The organism is Streptomyces sp. NPDC101132, from assembly GCF_044759225.1.
Classification (GTDB): Bacteria; Actinomycetota; Actinomycetes; order Streptomycetales; family Streptomycetaceae; genus Streptomyces.
This window is the reverse complement of the sequence record NZ_JBIVYX010000006.1, coordinates 123993-140123: the sequence shown is the minus strand read 5'-3', so window position 1 is coordinate 140123 and position 16131 is coordinate 123993. Positions and strand designations below refer to the sequence as shown.

Below are 16131 nucleotides of genomic sequence, written 5' to 3'. Positions count from 1 at the left end.
AGGCACTACGCTCCCCTGCATGAAGAAGTTCGAATACGCGACGGTCCCGCTGCTCGTCCACGCCACCAAGCAGATCCTCGACACCTGGGGCGAGGACGGCTGGGAGCTCGTCCAGGTCGTGCCCGGGCCGAACAACCCCGAGCAGCTGGTGGCCTACCTGAAGCGGGAGAAGCAGGCATGAGCGCCGTCGAGGCCAAGCTCGCCGAACTCGGGCTGACCCTTCCGGAGGTCGTGCCTCCGCTCGCCGCGTACCAGCCCGCCGTCCGCTCCGGCGCGTACGTCTACACCGCCGGCCAGCTCCCGATGGTGGACGGCAAGCTCCCGCTGACCGGCAAGGTCGGCGGCGAGGTCACCGCCGACGAGGCCAAGGAGCTCGCGAAGACCTGCGCCCTCAACGGGCTGGCCGCCGTGAAGTCCGTCGTCGGCGACCTGGACAGGATCAAGCGCGTCGTGAAGGTCGTCGGCTTCGTCGCCTCGACCCCCGACTTCACCGGCCAGCCGGGCGTCATCAACGGCGCCAGCGAGCTGCTGGGCGAGGTCCTCGGCGAGAAGGGCGTGCACGCCCGCAGCGCCGTCGGCGTGGCGGTGCTCCCGCTCGACGCCCCGGTCGAGGTCGAGTTCCAGATCGAGATCGAGGACTGACACCCCTCGGGCACGGGTGACCCGGGACGCCGCTCCCGGGCACCCCTCGAACATCGACGCGGATCGCCGTAGCATCCGGCCATGCCGAATGGTCAGACGCAGGACGGAACAGCCCGGAGCACCGCCGGAGGCCAGTGGTACCCCCCGGAGTGGCCGGACCGCATCCGTGCCCTCGCGGCGGGCACCCTCACGGTCGTGGAGCCCAAGCGGGCCGCCACGGTGATGCTGCTGCGGGACGCCGAGGGCGGGCCCGCCGTCCACATGCTGCGCCGGCGCGCCTCCATGGCCTTCGCCGGGGGCGCGTACGCCTACCCGGGCGGCGGCGTCGACCCGCGCGACGACGACCACCTCGTCGGCTGGGCCGGGCCCTCGCTGGAGCACTGGGCGGAGCGGCTCGGCACCGACCGGGCCACCGCCCAGGCCATCGTGTGCGCCGCGGTCCGCGAGACGTACGAGGAGGCGGGCGTCCTGCTGGCCGGCCCGGCCCCGGACACCCTGGTCGGCGACACCACCGGCGACGACTGGGAGGCCGACCGGCAGGCGCTGGTCGCCCGGGACCTGTCCTTCGCCGAGTTCCTCGACCGGCGCGGCCTGCTGCTCCGCTCCGACCTGCTCGGCGCGTGGGCGCGCTGGATCACCCCCGAGTTCGAGCAGCGGCGCTACGACACCTGGTTCTTCGTGGCCGCCCTGCCCGAGGGCCAGCGCACCCGCAACGCCTCCACCGAGGCCGACCGCACCGTGTGGACCCGGCCCGCGGACGCCGCCGCCGGCTACGACCGCGGCGAGCTGCTGATGATGCCGCCCACCATCTCGACCCTGCGCTCCCTCACCCCCTACGGCACCGCCGCCGAGGCGCTCGCGGCCGCCGGGAAGCAGGACCTCGCACCGGTGCTCGCGCAGGCCAGGCTGGAGGAGGGGGAGATTGTCCTCAGCTGGCCGGGGCACGAGGAGTTCACGAAGCGCGTGAAGACGGGAGGGAACCGATGACGAACGCGTCCGCCCTCCCGGGCCAGCCCCGCGGAGCGGTCCACTCCGGCCCGGCGACGGCCCGCGCGGTGAACGTCCTGGCCCCGAACGCCTCCGCGATGACGCTGGACGGCACCAACACCTGGATCGTCTCCGAGCCCGGCTCGGACCTCGCGGTCGTGGTCGACCCGGGCCCGCTGGACGACGCCCACCTGCGCCGGGTGATCAGCACGGCCGAGGAGGCGGGCAAGCGCGTCGCGCTGACGCTGCTCACCCACGGCCACCCGGACCACGCCGAGGGCGCCGGGCGCTTCGCGGAGCTGACCGGGACCGGGGTGCGGGCGCTGGACCCGGCCCTGCGGCTCGGGGACGAGGGCCTGGGAGCGGGTGACGTGATCACCACCGGCGGGCTGGAGATGCGGGTCGTGCCGACCCCGGGGCACACGGCGGACTCCCTCTGCTTCCACCTGCCGGCGGACCGGGCGGTGCTCACCGGGGACACGGTCCTCGGACGCGGCACGACGGTGGTGGCGCACCCCGACGGGCGGCTCGGCGACTACCTGGACTCCCTGCGGCGGCTGCGCTCGCTCACCGTGGACGACGGGGTGCACACGGTGCTGCCGGGGCACGGGCCGGTGCTGGACGACGCGCAGGGCGCGGTCGAGTTCTACCTCGCGCACCGCGCGCACCGCCTGGCGCAGGTGGAGACGGCGGTGGAGGACGGCTACACCACGGCTCCCGAGGTCGTGGCGCACGTCTACGCGGACGTGGACCGATCGCTGTGGCCGGCTGCGGAGTGGTCGGTGCGGGCGCAGCTGGAGTACCTGCGCGAGCACGGCCTGATCCCGGGGCCGCCCGGCTACTGACGGGTCACTAGGCTGGGTTTCATGATCACGAACGTCTCCCTCGCCGTCGCCGCCCTCGTCCTCACGGCGGGGGTGATCACGGCTTCCGTCAACGCCAGGGTCCAGGCGGTGTCCCGCCGCGCCGACCGCCTGGAGCGCAAGCTCGACCTGATCATGGCTCACCTGGGCGTGGCCGAGCCCGAGCCGGCGGGCCTGGACCGGGTCCGGGCCCTGCTGCGCGACGGGAAGAAGATCGAGGCCATCAAGGTCTACCGGGGTCTGACGGGCGAGGGCCTGAAGGAGGCCAAGGACGCCGTGGAGAAGCTGAGCCACTGAGCCACTGAACCACTGAGCTGCCGGGCCCACGGGCTGTCGGGCTGCCGGGCCCACGAGCTGCCGGCCTATCGGGCCGTTGCCACCGGGCTCCGGCGCGCCTTCGTGCCGACGACCGCCGCGTACTCGGCCGCCAGCCAGGGCCCCAGGTCCTCGGTGAAGGCGCGGAGCACGGCCGGGTCGGCCACCGGCTCCAGTGCCAGGGCCGCCGCCTCGCGCATCTGCCGGGCGCGCTCGGGGTAGTACCGGCCGAAGATCTCGGCGGACCGGTCGAGTTCGCTGGTCCAGCCGCCCCAGCGGGGCATGACCAGGGTGAAGCCGGTACGGACGAGCTTGCGCGCGTACGCACGGACCAGCGCCCTGCGCTCCGCCGGCCCCTCCGCGCGCCCGGCCCGCGCGCGCCAGACAGGCAGCCGCTCGGCCAGGTCGCCGTTGGTCTCCCGGGCCAGCAGCCCGTCGGGGCGGTAGCGCGGCAGGTGCTCGGCCAGGTCGTCGCCCAGCAGCGGGGTGCACAGGCAGGCCACGAACCAGCCCATGTCGTACCGCTCGGCCTCCCCGAGCAGGGTCTCCTTGCCGAAGAGCAGCACGCCCGCGCCGTCGATCTCCGGGTGCTCGCGGTCCAGCTCCCGTCCGAGGCGGGCCGCGTCCTCCCGGTCCGCCGCCGTGGGCTCCTCGTGCAGGGCGAGCAGCAGGTCGAGGTCGGAGCGGCCGGGGCGCGCGGTGCCGCGCGGCACGGACCCGTACAGGTACGCGCTGTGCAGCCGCCGCCCGTACGTGCGCGCCGCCGCCGTCCGCGCGGCCGCCACGACCGCCCGGAAGTCCGGTCCGACGTTCCCCAGGGCCCCCTCCCGCTCGATGAAGCCCCGCTCGTCCAGCCCCTTGCGCTCCATGCCCCCACTGTGCGGCACCGGGCCCCGGATACGGCGAAGGCCCCGCCCACGGGGGGCGGGGCCTTCGTACGGGCCGGTGGCCGGGCCGGTGCGCGACCGGCCGCGGGGATCAGCGCGAACGCTTGGCGAGGCGCTCGACGTCCAGCAGGATCACGGCACGGGCCTCCAGGCGGAGCCAGCCGCGGCCGGCGAAGTCGGCCAGGGCCTTGTTCACCGTCTCGCGGGAGGCGCCGACGAGCTGCGCCAGCTCCTCCTGGGTGAGGTCGTGCACCACGTGGATGCCCTCTTCGGACTGGACGCCGAAGCGGCGCGACAGGTCGAGGAGCGCGCGGGCGACACGGCCCGGGACGTCGGAGAAGACCAGGTCGGACATCTGGTCGTTGGTCTTGCGCAGGCGGCGGGCGACGGCGCGCAGCAGCGCGGTGGCCACCTCGGGCCGGGCGTTCAGCCAGGGCTGGAGGTCGCCGTGGCCGAGGCCGAGCAGCTTGACCTCGGTCAGCGCGGTCGCGGTGGCGGTGCGCGGGCCCGGGTCGAAGAGGGACAGCTCGCCGATCAGCTCGCCGGGGCCGAGGACCGCCAGCATGTTCTCGCGGCCGTCGGGCGAGGTGCGGTGCAGCTTCACCTTGCCCTCGGTGACGACGTACAGCCGGTCGCCGGGGTCGCCCTCGTGGAACAGGGCGTCGCCGCGTGCGAGGGTCACCTCGGCCATGGAGGCGCGGAGCTCCGCGGCCTGCTCGTCATCGAGCGCCGCGAAGAGCGGGGCGCGCCGCAGAACGTCGTCCACGAGTCTCTCTCCTATGTCGACCTGCTCAGGGGACCGTGCTCCCCATTTTGCCGGACGCTGCAAACAGTGCGATCAATCACAAGGATGCCGGACGAACGGGTGTGCTGTGTGGCAGGGGGCCGATCCATGGGCTGATCGGACCACGCCCGGGTGGCCCTGCCGGTCGGCCGTCGGGGCCGGCCGGGGGTCAAGAGGCCGCTGGGCGTGGGCCGGACGGCCCGTGGGGGCCATGATGCCAGGCGATTCAGCTGTGGGCGAACAGGTCGGAAGGGATCCCTTGTGGCGGGCGTTCCACGGGGGCCGGAACGAGGCCCGAGGGGGCCCTCGGAGACCGGTCACGATCACCCGGGCGGATCAGCCGCGGGGTGTCGGCGGCCGGGCGTAGCCTTCGTCACATGGCTGAGAGCAAGGGTGTGGAGCAGAGCGTGGCCGAGGCCGTGGCGAAGCCCGCGAGGCAGGCCGTGGCGAAGCCCGCGAAGAAGACCGTGGCGAAGCCGGGGAAGAAGACCGTGGCGAACCCGGGCGGGAAGGCCGTGGCGAAGCCGGCGAAGAAGGCCGGGGCGGCGCGGGCGAAGCCGGAGTCCCGGCTGGCGATGGTGCGCCGCGCCCGCCGGATCAACCGCGAGCTGGCCGAGGTCTATCCGTACGCCCACCCCGAGCTGGACTTCCGCAACCCCTTCGAGCTGCTGGTCGCCACCGTGCTGTCCGCCCAGACCACGGACCTGCGGGTGAACCAGACCACCCCGGCCCTCTTCGCGAAGTACCCGACGCCCGAGGACATGGCGGCGGCCGTGCCCGAGGAGCTGGAGGAGGTCATCAGGCCCACCGGCTTCTTCCGGGCCAAGGCGAAGTCCCTGATCGGCCTGTCCACGGCCCTGCGGGACCGCTTCGACGGCGAGGTGCCGGGCCGGCTGGAGGACCTGGTCACGCTGCCCGGTGTCGGCCGCAAGACGGCGAACGTGGTCCTCGGGAACGCCTTCGGGGTGCCGGGCATCACCGTGGACACGCACTTCGGCCGGCTCGTGCGGCGCTGGAAGTGGACCGAGCAGGAGGACCCGGAGAAGGTCGAGGCGGAGATCTGCGCGATCTTCCCCAAGAGCGAGTGGACGATGCTCTCCCACCGCGTGGTCTTCCACGGCCGCCGGATCTGCCACTCCCGCAGGCCCGCCTGCGGCGCCTGCCCCATCGCCCCGCTCTGCCCGGCGTACGGCGAGGGCGAGACGGACCCGGAGAAGGCGAAGCAGCTGCTCAAGTACGAGATGGGCGGCCAGCCCGGCCAGCGGCTGAGCCCGCCGGCGGACTACCCGGGCAAGCCCGCGGCACCGCTGGGCGCCGCCGGGTGACGTCCCGGGCGGCCCCGGGAGGCGGCGCGGGCGGGGGTACGGGCGGCGGTCGCGCCCGGTACGGCGAGGAACGAATCCGGTCCCGGGCGGCGTTGTGCCAGCGAGCGGGGAACCAGCGAACGGGGTGCCGATGACAGGGGCGACGAGGGCGGGCCAGGCCGGGGACGGCGTGGCGGTGACCACGCAGGGGCTGCCGGCCTGGCTGGACCCCGTGGTCGAGGCGGTCCGCACGGTCCGGCCGACGCAGCTCAGCCGGTTCCTGCCGCCCGCGAGCGGCCGGGGCCGCCAGTCGGCCGTGCTCATCCTCTTCGGGGAGGGGGCCGCGGGCCCCGAGCTGCTGCTGATCGAGCGCGCCGGCACCCTGCGCTCCCACGCGGGCCAGCCCTCCTTCCCCGGCGGTGCGCTGGACCCCGAGGACGGCGACCCGCACGACTCCGGGCCGCTGCGCGCCGCGCTGCGCGAGGCCGAGGAGGAGACCGGGCTCGATCCGGCCGGCGTGCAGCTCTTCGGGGTGCTGCCGAAGCTCTACATCCCGGTGAGCGAGTTCGTCGTCACGCCGGTCCTCGGCTGGTGGCGCGAGCCCAGCCCGGTGGCCGCGGTCGACCCGGCCGAGACGGCCCGCGTCTTCACGGTTCCCGTGGCGGATCTCACGGACCCGGCCAATCGCGCCGTGACGGTGCACCCGAGCGGCCACCAGGGCCCGGCATTCCTGGTCGAATCGGCTCTGGTCTGGGGTTTTACGGCCGGCGTGATCGACAGGATCCTGCACTTCTCGGGTTGGGAACGCCCCTGGGACCGCACCCGGCAGGTCCCGCTCGACTGGCGCGCATGAGACGGTGGCCCACGTGAACGTGCTCGACCAGCTGAACGGGCTGGACTTCCTCCTGCTGGTCGCCGCGGTGTGGTTCGCGATCATCGGATACCGCCAGGGCTTCGTCGTCGGCATCCTCTCGGTGATCGGCTTCCTCGGCGGCGGCCTGATCGCCGTGTCCGTGCTGCCGTGGATCTGGAACCAGGTCACGGACAGCGCCGAGGTGAACACGACGGCCGCGATCATCGCCGTCGTGGTGGTGATCATCTGTGCCTCCGTGGGCCAGGCCTTCACCACGCACCTGGGGAACCGCCTGCGCAGACACATCACCTGGTCGCCCGCGCGCGCCCTGGACGCCACGGGCGGCGCCCTGGTGAACGTGGTGGCCATGCTGCTGGTCGCCTGGCTTATCGGTTCTGCACTGGCCGGAAACCCCACCAACACGCTGGGCAAGCAGGCCAACAAGTCCCAGGTCCTGTACGGCGTCTCACAGCTGATGCCCCAGCAGGCCGGCACGCTGTTCTCCGACTTCAGCTCGATCCTGGCGCAGAACGGCTTCCCGCAGGTCTTCAGCCCGTTCTCCAACGAGCCCATCACCGAGGTGAAGGCGCCCGACCCGGCGCTCGCAGGGAGCCCCGTCGCGCAGCGCGCCAAGCGGTCCATCGTCAAGGTCGTCGGCACCGCGCCGAGCTGCAGCAAGGTCCTGGAGGGCACCGGCTTCGTCTTCGCCGACCGCAAGGTGATGACCAACGCCCACGTGGTCGGCGGCGTCGCGGCGCCGACCGTCCAGATAGGCGGCGAGGGCCGGCTCTACGACGCGAAGGTCGTGCTCTACGACTGGCAGCGGGACATCGCGGTGCTGGACGTGCCGAAGCTCCGGGCCCCCGCCCTGGAGTTCACCGGCTCCGACGCCCGCAGCGGCAGCGGCGCCATCGTCGCCGGCTTCCCCGAGAACGGCTCGTACGACGTACGGGCGGCCCGCGTGCGCGGCCGCATCAACGCCAACGGCCCGGACATCTACCACCGCGGCACCGTCCGCCGCGACGTGTACTCCCTGTACGCGACGGTCCGCCAGGGCAACTCCGGCGGCCCCCTGCTGACGCCCGAGGGCAAGGTGTACGGCGTGGTGTTCGCCAAGTCGCTCGACGACCCGAACACCGGCTACGCGCTGACCGCGGACGAGATCCGGGACGACATCGAGGAGGGCGTGACGGCCCGCCAGCGGGTCGACAGCCAGGGCTGCGCACTCTGATCCTGCGGCTCCGGTGACCGTGGGGGAACACCTGTCCCTCGAACGGCCAAATGCCCGGTGCATAGGCCAATTGGCCCTCCCCCGGGCGGTTACCGACCTTGGGTCACGGGCAGACGTCGAGGTATGGGCTGGACGCACGACTTCGGTGACTCCGCACGCAACCGCCGCTCAGCAGCGCCGCTGGGCTCCCGCGAGAGGGCAGGCGGGCCCGCACAGGGCCCCGACCCCCGTCTCGGCATTCCGCGTATCCTCCGCCGCCGCGCCCGCTGGGTCTCGGCGCGCCTGAGGCACCAGCGCACCAGCTAGGCCGGGTCCCCGGAGCGGGCCGGCCCCGGCAGCACGCCGGGGCCGCCGACCGGGCCGGTACCGGGTCGGGCCGGGCCGGCGTACCGGGTCGGGCCGGCGTACCGGGTCGGGTCGGGCCGGCGTACCGGGTCGGGTCGGCCGACCGGGCCGGGTCAGCGGTCCGGTTCCGGGTCCCTGAGCCAGTTGATCAGCTCCGTGGAGAACGCCACCGGGTCCTCCTCGTGGGGGAAGTGCCCGAGTCCGTCGAAGAGACGCCACCGGTAGGGGGCCTCGACGTACTCGCCGGACCCCGCGGCGCTGCGCGTACGCATCACCGGGTCCAGCGATCCGTGCAGGTGCAGCGTGGGCACCCGGACCGGGCGCTTCATCCGGCGGTTGAACTGCACGCCGTCCGGCCGGGCCAGGGAGCGGACCATCCAGCGGTACGGCTCGATCGAGCAGTGCGCCGTCGACGGGATGCACATGGCCCGCCGGTACACCTCGACGTCCTCGTCCTGGGGCAGCCGCGGGCCGGACCAGTCGCGGATCAGCTGCCCCACCAGGGCGCCGTCGTCCGCGACCAGGCGCCGCTCGGGCAGCCAGGGCCGCTGGAAACCCCACACGTAGGAGTTGGCACGGCTCTGCGCGAAGTCGGAGAGCATCGCCGAGCGCCAGCGGCGCGGGTGCGGCATGGACGACACCACCAGGCGGCGCACCAGCTTGGGCCGCATCACGGCGGCGGTCCACGCCAGGTAACCGCCCAGGTCGTGGCCGACCAGGGCGGCGTCCGGCTCGCCGAGGGACCGTACGACCCCGGTGATGTCGAGGGCCAGGTTGGCGGGGTCGTAGCCGCGGGGGGTGCGGTCGCTGCCGCCGACGCCGCGCAGGTCCATGGCGACCGCCCGGTAGCCCGCGTCGGCCAGGGCCACGAGCTGGTGGCGCCAGGTCCACCAGAACTGCGGGAAGCCGTGCAGCAGCAGCACCAGCGGCCCGTCACCCAGCTCGGCGACGTGGAAGCGCGCCCCGTTGGCGGCCACGTCCCGGTGCGTCACCTGCGCGCCCGGGATGTCGATCCGGGCCGCCGTGGCGGCGGTGGGGGGAGTGGTCGCGTCGGAGGAGGGGGCCGTCATGAGGACGAGCGTGCCACACCCACGGCGCGGTCACCGACCGGCCGCGGGTGCGGCTTGACGGTCCCGACGAGCGCCGCGGTCTCCTTCACCGAGGCGATGGTCCGCTCCGGCGGCTTGACCTTCTTGAACTTCGACACGGCCAGCAGCGCCGCCACGCCGGCGAACAGCAGGAACGCCGCACCGACGATCAGGAAGGACCAGGCCAGGCCCAGCCCCAGGTTGTGGATGCCGTAGGCGGCGGCGAAGCTCAGCACCGGCAGCGAGAAGAGCGCGAGTACGCCGGCCACGCCGATGGCGGTGCCGCCGATGCCCACGCGCTTGGCGTCCTCGCGCAGTTCGGCCTTGGCCAGGGCGATCTCGTCGTGCACCAGGGCGGACATCTCGGCGGTGGCCGAGGCGACCAGCTGGCCGAGACTGCGCTCGGCCGCTCCAGGCGCCCCTTGGTCCACTGCGCTCATCGGTCTCTCCCTCGATCGGTCCGGTGGGGGCGGCTCCCGGCGTCGGCCGGGGGCACTCTGTGCTCAGATCATGCCGGACTGTCGCCTTCGCCGCTGGACCCGGCGGGGACTTCGGCCACCGGCGGGGCGGCCGCGAGCTCGGCCCGGCGCCGGTGCTCGGCGGCCTTGCGCTCGTAGATCTCCGCCATCCGGAGGTGGTAGTCGGGGTTGTGCTCCGTGTAGATGTCCGGGATGCCGTCCTGGTCGGCGTCGAGCTCCTCGGCCTCGGTCAGCGCCCGGTACCTGCGGTCGCGCACCTTCAGCAGGACGCAGGCGAGGACCGCCGCGATCAGCGAGCCCATCAGGACGGCGGCCTTGATCTCGTCGGTGAGGACCGGGTCCCCGGCGAAGGCGAGCTCGCCGATCAGCAGCGAGACGGTGAAGCCGATGCCGGCCAGTGAGGCCACGGCGAACACGTCGGGCCAGGCCAGGTCGGGGTTCAGCTCGGCCTTGGTGAAGCGGGCGGCCAGCCAGGTGCCGCCGAAGATGCCCAGGGCCTTGCCCACCACCAGACCGAGGACCACGCCGAGGGTCTCGGGCCGGGTGAAGACCTGCGCGATCGCCTCGTCGGAGAGGGAGACACCGGCCGAGAACAGCGCGAAGAGCGGTACGGCGAGCCCCGCGGAGAGCGGCCGGACCAGGTGCTCGATGTGCTCGCCGGGTGACTGCTCCTCGCCCTCCTCGCGGGTGCAGCGGAGCATCAGGCCCATGGCGACGCCGGCGATCGTGGCGTGGACGCCGCTGTTGTACATGAGGCCCCAGATCACCAGGGCCAGCGGCACGTACACGTACCAGCCGCGCACGCCGACCCGCAGCAGGAACCAGAACAGGGCCAGGCCCGCGAAGGCGCCGACGAGCGGCAGGAAGCTGATCTCGCTGGTGAAGAACACCGCGATGATCAGGATGGCGAACAGGTCGTCCACGACGGCGAGGGTGAGCAGGAAGGCGCGCAGCGCCGAGGGCAGGGACGTGCCGATGACCGCGAGGACGGCGAGCGCGAAGGCGATGTCGGTGGCGGTGGGCACGGCCCAGCCGTCCATCGAGCCGCTGCCGAGGATGTTGACCAGGGCGTACACCAGGGCGGGTACGGCCATGCCGCAGACGGCGGCGATGACCGGCAGGGCGGCGGCCTTGGGGTCGCGCAGGTCTCCGGCGACCAGCTCGCGCTTGAGCTCGATGCCGGCGACGAAGAAGAAGACCGCCAGCAGGCCGTCGGCCGCCCAGTGCTGGACGGACAGGTCGAGGCCGAGCGCGGCGGGGCCGAAGTGGAAGTCCCGGACGGTCGTGTAGCTCTCGGAGACGGCCGGGATGTTGGCCCACAGCAGGGCGGCGATGGCGGCCACGAGGAGCAGGACGCCGCCGACGGTCTCGGCGCGCAGCGCCTCGGCCACGAACCTGCGCTCCGGCAGCGAGAGGCGGCCCAGGAGCTTGCGGTTCTGGTTGTCGGTGGGTGCGGGCGCGGCCACGGTGGGGCACCTCCGGTGTGGTCGACGGCATGGCTGACGCTGTTGCCGACCAGACTTCCCGGCACACCCAGAGACTTCGAACGTCAGACTTTGACGCTCTCCTTATTTTACAGGGTGTGGCGAGGGAGTCATATCGGGTGATCTTCACCCTAGATGCCGGGAGGGCATCCGGCGCGTCACGCGCCGGATGCCCTCCCGGGTCCGGTTGCCCCCTGGGGCCGGACTCAGTCCTCGCCGCCCGCGCTGGGGAGCTTGGTCTGGATCAGGTCCATCACCGAGGAGTCGGTGAGCGTGGTGACGTCGCCCAGCTCGCGGTTCTCCGCGACGTCGCGGAGCAGACGGCGCATGATCTTGCCGGAGCGGGTCTTGGGCAGCTCGGCCACCGGCAGGATCCGCTTGGGCTTGGCGATCGGGCCGAGGGTGGCGCCGACGTGGTTGCGCAGCTCGGCGACCAGGCCCTCGTCCTCGCTGGCGGAGCCGCGCAGGATGACGAAGGCGACGATGGCCTGGCCGGTGGTCTCGTCGGCGGCGCCGACCACGGCCGCCTCCGCCACGGAGGGGTGGGAGACCAGCGCGGACTCGACCTCGGTGGTGGAGATGTTGTGGCCGGACACGAGCATGACGTCGTCGACGCGGCCCAGCAGCCAGATGTCCCCGTCGTCGTCCTTCTTGGCGCCGTCGCCGGCGAAGTACTTGCCCTCGAAGCGGGACCAGTAGGTGTCGAGGAACCGCTGGTCGTCGCCCCAGATGGTGCGCAGCATCGACGGCCACGGCTCGGTGAGCACCAGGTAGCCGCCCCCGCCGTCGGGGACCTCGCGGGCCTCGTCGTCCACGACGGTCGCGGAGATGCCGGGCAGCGGGCGCTGGGCCGAGCCGGGCTTGGTCTCGGTGACGCCGGGCAGCGGGGAGATCATCATGGCGCCGGTCTCGGTCTGCCACCAGGTGTCCACGATCGGGCAGCGGCCGCCGCCGATGTGCTCGCGGTACCAGACCCAGGCCTCGGGGTTGATGGGCTCGCCGACCGAGCCGAGCACGCGCAGCGAGGACAGGTCGAACTTGGCGGGGATGTCGTCCCCCCACTTCATGAACGTCCGGATCGCGGTGGGCGCGGTGTAGAGGATGGTCACGCCGTACTTCTGGACGATCTCCCAGAAGCGGCCCTGGTGCGGGGTGTCCGGGGTGCCCTCGTACATCACCTGGGTGGCGCCGTTCGCCAGCGGCCCGTAGACGATGTACGAGTGCCCGGTGACCCAGCCGATGTCGGCGGTGCACCAGTAGACGTCGCTCTCCGGCTTGAGGTCGAAGACGGCGTGGTGGGTGTAGGCGGCCTGGGTGAGGTAGCCGCCGGAGGTGTGCAGGATGCCCTTGGGCTTACCGGTCGTGCCCGAGGTGTAGAGGATGAAGAGCGGGTGCTCGGCGTCGAAGGCCTCGGGGGTGTGCTCGGCGGACTGGCGGCCGACCAGGTCGTCCCACCAGATGTCGCGGCCCTCGGTGAAGGCGGTCTCCTGGCCGGTGCGGCGGACCACCAGGACGTGCTCGACCTGCGGGCACTTGGCCACGGCCTCGTCGATGGCCGGCTTCAGGGCGCTGGGCTTGCCGCGGCGGTAGCCGCCGTCGGCGGTGATGACCAGCTTGGCGTCGGCGTCCTGGATGCGGGAGGCGACGGCGTCCGCGGAGAAGCCGCCGAAGACCACGGAGTGCGCGGCGCCGACGCGGGCGCACGCGAGCATCGCGACGACCGCCTCGGGGATCATCGGGAGGTAGACCGCGACGCGGTCGCCGGCCCGGACGCCCAGCTCGGTGAGGGCGTTGGCGGCCTTGGAGACCTCGTCCTTCAGCTCGGCGTAGGTGATCGCGCGGCCGTCACCGGGCTCGCCCTCGAAGTGGATGGCGATCCGGTCGCCGTTGCCGGCCTCGACGTGCCGGTCGACGCAGTTGTACGCGACGTTGAGCTTGCCGTCCGCGAACCACTTCGCGAAGGGCGGGTTGGTCCAGTCGAGCGTCTCCGTCGGCTCGGTCGCCCAGGTCAGCCGCCGGGCCTGCGTGGCCCAGAAGCCCAGCCTGTCGGCCTCTGCCTGTTCGTACGCCGCCGCCGTGACGTTGGCGCCGGCGGCCAGATCGGCGGGGGGTGCGAACCGCCGCTCCTCCTTGAGCAGGTTGGCCAGGCTTTCGTTGCTCACCGACATCTCCCTTTCCCAGGGTGTCCGTTGTGTCCCGGGTCATAGCTCACCAGTCGAAGGGCCGGGTGACAAGGGGCAACGGGAAATTGGTTTAGACCTATAACCCGGTTGTGCGGCACCTCAGCACGACGGCCCCTCCCCGCTGCAGGGTGCGGGAAGGGGCCATACGGTCTCACGGACCGGGAGCCGGTGCGGTTCAGGCGTTCGCCTCTTCCAGCGCCGACCTCCGCTCGATTGACTTGTTTTCGACGGTCGGGGTGTCGTCGGCGGCCGGTTCCTGCCGCACCGCGGCCCCGGGCTTCCGGACCGCCTCGGGTGTCTGGGCCAGTGCCATCCCCTCGAACGCGGCCTGCTGGTCCACTCCCGTGAACACGTGGCTGTCGAAGAACTCGTCGCCCTCGGTCAGCAGGTACGCCTGCGCCTCGCCCACGTGGAAGTACATCCCGTGCAACTCCAGCGTCCCCTCGGCCAGGCGGCGGGCCACCGACTCGTGTGCCCTGAGGTGCTCCAGCTGCATGACCACGTTGGTCAGGCACAGCTGCTCCACCGGGTCGGCGGGCAGCCGCCCGGAGATCCGCGCCCACGGGTGGTGCCGGCTGCCCATCCGCTCCAGGCTGGGCAGGCCGTGCCGCAGCCAGCGCCGCAGGGGGGTGGCCGGCGCCCCCGGCGTGGTGGTCAGCAGCGCCTGCATCGCCCCGCAGCCCGAGTGGCCGCAGACGGTGATGCTGGAGACCTGGAGGACGTCCACCGCGTACTCGATCGCCGCGGCGACGGAGTCGTCCGACGACTCGGCCCCGGGCAGCGGCACCAGGTTGCCGACGTTGCGCACGGTGAAGAGGTCGCCCGGGCCGCTGGCCGTGATCATGCTGGTGACCAGCCGGGAGTCGGCGCAGGTGAGGAAGAGCTGGGAGGGCCGCTGGCCCTCGCGCGCCAGCCGGGCCAGTTCGCCGCGGACCAGCGGTGCGGTGTCCCGCTGGAAGGCGCTGAGGCCACTGGCCAGCTTGGCCGCGCCGGGCCTGGGCTGGGCCTCCGGTGCCGTCCGGTGCTCGCAGTGGTTGCGCCAGGGGGTCCAGGGGTGGCAGCAGTGGTGGCCACCGCGGCCCGCGCGTCCCGGTCCGGAGACCCGGGCGCCCGCGCGTCCGGTGACCTCCACCGTGCCGCCGTGGGCCAGTTGGACCTCCTGCCAGTCCTGCAGGGCCTCGTACGCGGCGTGGTCCATGAAGGAGCCGTCCAGCTCGACGACCACTCGTGCCTCCTGGGGGATCCGGTTCAGCTCCCGGCTCAGCCGGGGGACGGCGAGGAAGGTCAACTGCCCGCGGGCACGCACGTGGTGGACGCCCTCCCGCACCTCGACGGTGATCCGGGTGCGGGCCAGCCGGTGCAGGGCCACGGCCACCGCGACCCCGATGCCGAGGGCGACGCCCGCGAGGACGCCCAGCACGACGACCGCCGCCATGGTCACCGCGTACACGAGCGCCTCGCGGTGGCGCGTGACGCTGCGCATGTGGGTGATGCTGACCATCTGCACGCCGACGGCCAGCACCAGCGCGGCGAGCGCGGCCAGCGGAATGAGGTCCAGCACCGGCACCAGCAGTGCGGCCGCGAGCAGCACCCACACGCCGTGCAGCACCGTGGAACGGCGGCTGCGCGCTCCGGACTTGACGTTCGCGACGCTCCGGACGGCGCCGCCCGCCACGGGCAGGCCGCCGAGCGCTCCGGAGACCACGTTCGCCAGGCCCTGCCCGCGCAGCTCGCGGTTGAGGGAGGCGCGCGGCGGTCGGTCGGCCGTGCGGCGCTCGACGGCGATCACCTTGTCGGTGGCCACGGCGGACAGCAGGGACTCGACGCTGCCGACCAGGGCGACGGCCACGACGGCGGTGGCGATCCCGAGGACCGGTCCCTCGGGCAGTCCGGCCAGGGCGTGGCTGCTCCAGGACGGCAGGTCCACCCGCGGCAGCCCGGGCCCCGCCAGTGCGGCGGCCGTGGTCGCCAGGGCCACGGCGACCAGCGCGGCCGGGGCCTTCCGCAGCGCGCGGCCGGCCCGCCCGGGCAGCCGCGGCCAGGCGAACAGGACCGCGAGGGTGAGGGCGCTGACCGCCAGCGCCCCCGGGTGCAGGTCCGCCAACTGGGCCGGCAGTTCCAGGACGTTGGCTGCGGCTGAACTCTGGGGAGTGCCGCCGAGCACGATGTGCAGCTGTGCCACGACGATGGTCACGCCGATGCCGGCCAGCATGCCGTGCACGATGGCGGGGCTGACCATCAGGGCCGACCGGGCGGTGCGCAGCACGGCGAGGGCGACCTGGACGACGCCGGCCAGCACGGTGATGGCGCAGGTCGTGCGCCAGCCGTAGCGCTGGATGAGATCGGCGGTGACGACCGTCAGGCCCACGGACGCGCCGCTCACCTGTAGCGGTGCGCCGCCGAACCGGCCGGCCACGATGCCGCCGGCTGCGGCGGCGACCAGGCCGGCCTGGAGCGGCGCTCCGGTGGCGAGGGCGATGCCGAGGGAGAGCGGCAGGGCGATCAGGAAGACAGCGATCGACGCGGAGAAATCAGACACGGTTCCCGTCTCCTCCGGGGAAGGGGGTGTGGCGGCGGGAGCTCAGGCAGGGGTGGCCTGCGGAGGCGGTTTCTCAACACTCGGTAAACGGATCGTAATGCAGAGTAAAGTCTCGCGGTGGAGATAAGGGGCGAATGGGCTATGACT

The 16131-nt window shown here is 73.1% G+C and carries 16 protein-coding genes; 9 read left to right on the top strand and 7 right to left on the bottom strand.

The window, feature by feature from the left end:
• Positions 1-19: 19 nt before the first annotated feature.
• From ACIQUR_RS15900 to ACIQUR_RS15880, 5 genes are all read left to right on the top strand, one after another.
• The gene (locus ACIQUR_RS15900) at positions 20-181 is read left to right on the top strand and encodes a DUF4177 domain-containing protein (protein WP_107048484.1); all 162 of its coding nucleotides are present in this window, start codon (positions 20-22) and stop codon (positions 179-181) included.
• Positions 178-642: a RidA family protein gene (locus tag ACIQUR_RS15895; RefSeq protein ID WP_403664282.1), complete on the top strand. Its 465-nt coding sequence runs from the start codon at positions 178-180 to the stop codon at positions 640-642. Before ACIQUR_RS15900 ends, ACIQUR_RS15895 begins: the two co-directional genes overlap by 4 nt.
• A gap of 81 nt (positions 643-723) precedes the next feature.
• The gene (locus ACIQUR_RS15890) at positions 724-1629 is read left to right on the top strand and encodes an NUDIX hydrolase (RefSeq protein ID WP_403664279.1); all 906 of its coding nucleotides are present in this window, start codon (positions 724-726) and stop codon (positions 1627-1629) included.
• Positions 1626-2474: an MBL fold metallo-hydrolase gene (locus tag ACIQUR_RS15885; RefSeq protein WP_403664276.1), complete on the top strand. Its 849-nt coding sequence runs from the start codon at positions 1626-1628 to the stop codon at positions 2472-2474. Before ACIQUR_RS15890 ends, ACIQUR_RS15885 begins: the two co-directional genes overlap by 4 nt.
• 21 nt (positions 2475-2495) lie before the next feature.
• Positions 2496-2789, top strand: coding sequence for a ribosomal protein L7/L12 (locus ACIQUR_RS15880; RefSeq protein WP_403664273.1), 294 nt, complete (start codon positions 2496-2498; stop codon positions 2787-2789).
• A gap of 65 nt (positions 2790-2854) precedes the next feature.
• Here the strand turns inward: ACIQUR_RS15880 and ACIQUR_RS15875 are convergent, their stop codons facing one another.
• Both ACIQUR_RS15875 and ACIQUR_RS15870 read right to left on the bottom strand, forming a co-directional pair.
• A complete protein-coding gene (locus ACIQUR_RS15875) occupies positions 2855-3676 on the bottom strand; it encodes a nucleotidyltransferase domain-containing protein (protein ID WP_403664270.1) in 822 nt (273 codons plus the stop codon).
• A 109-nt stretch (positions 3677-3785) separates the two neighbouring features.
• Positions 3786-4460: a Crp/Fnr family transcriptional regulator gene (locus ACIQUR_RS15870; RefSeq protein ID WP_007264960.1), complete on the bottom strand. Its 675-nt coding sequence runs from the start codon at positions 4458-4460 to the stop codon at positions 3786-3788.
• Between the two features lie 395 nt (positions 4461-4855).
• Here ACIQUR_RS15870 and nth point away from each other — a divergent pair, with 395 nt between their 5' ends.
• From nth to ACIQUR_RS15850, 4 genes are all read left to right on the top strand, one after another.
• The gene (nth, locus tag ACIQUR_RS15865) at positions 4856-5803 is read left to right on the top strand and encodes an endonuclease III (protein WP_403664266.1); all 948 of its coding nucleotides are present in this window, start codon (positions 4856-4858) and stop codon (positions 5801-5803) included.
• Positions 5804-5933: 130 nt separating this feature from the next.
• Positions 5934-6635 carry an NUDIX hydrolase gene (locus ACIQUR_RS15860; RefSeq protein WP_403664263.1) on the top strand — a complete coding sequence of 234 codons (702 nt, stop codon included), beginning with the start codon at positions 5934-5936 and terminating at the stop codon, positions 6633-6635.
• Positions 6636-6666: 31 nt separating this feature from the next.
• Positions 6667-7866, top strand: a complete 1200-nt coding sequence (locus tag ACIQUR_RS15855; protein ID WP_403664867.1) for a MarP family serine protease — start codon at positions 6667-6669, stop codon at positions 7864-7866.
• Positions 7867-7989: 123 nt separating this feature from the next.
• Complete coding sequence (locus ACIQUR_RS15850; protein ID WP_399946897.1) at positions 7990-8172, top strand: hypothetical protein; 183 nt, start codon at positions 7990-7992, stop codon at positions 8170-8172.
• A 152-nt stretch (positions 8173-8324) separates the two neighbouring features.
• Here ACIQUR_RS15850 and ACIQUR_RS15845 read toward each other — a convergent pair whose 3' ends face one another.
• The 5 genes from ACIQUR_RS15845 to ACIQUR_RS15825 all read right to left on the bottom strand — a co-directional run bounded on the left by ACIQUR_RS15845 (position 8325) and on the right by ACIQUR_RS15825 (position 15984).
• Positions 8325-9281, bottom strand: coding sequence for an alpha/beta fold hydrolase (locus ACIQUR_RS15845; protein ID WP_403664259.1), 957 nt, complete (start codon positions 9279-9281; stop codon positions 8325-8327).
• Positions 9278-9739 (bottom strand): phage holin family protein, encoded by a 462-nt coding sequence (locus tag ACIQUR_RS15840; RefSeq protein ID WP_403664256.1) that lies wholly within the window; start codon positions 9737-9739, stop codon positions 9278-9280. The genes ACIQUR_RS15845 and ACIQUR_RS15840 overlap by 4 nt, the downstream gene beginning before the upstream one ends.
• Positions 9740-9807: 68 nt before the next feature.
• Complete coding sequence (nhaA, locus tag ACIQUR_RS15835; protein WP_403664253.1) at positions 9808-11244, bottom strand: Na+/H+ antiporter NhaA; 1437 nt, start codon at positions 11242-11244, stop codon at positions 9808-9810.
• A gap of 224 nt (positions 11245-11468) precedes the next feature.
• Positions 11469-13424: an acetate--CoA ligase gene (gene acs / locus ACIQUR_RS15830; protein ID WP_403664250.1), complete on the bottom strand. Its 1956-nt coding sequence runs from the start codon at positions 13422-13424 to the stop codon at positions 11469-11471.
• A gap of 196 nt (positions 13425-13620) precedes the next feature.
• Positions 13621-15984 (bottom strand): SulP family inorganic anion transporter, encoded by a 2364-nt coding sequence (locus ACIQUR_RS15825; RefSeq protein WP_403664247.1) that lies wholly within the window; start codon positions 15982-15984, stop codon positions 13621-13623.
• Positions 15985-16131: the final 147 nt, after the last annotated feature.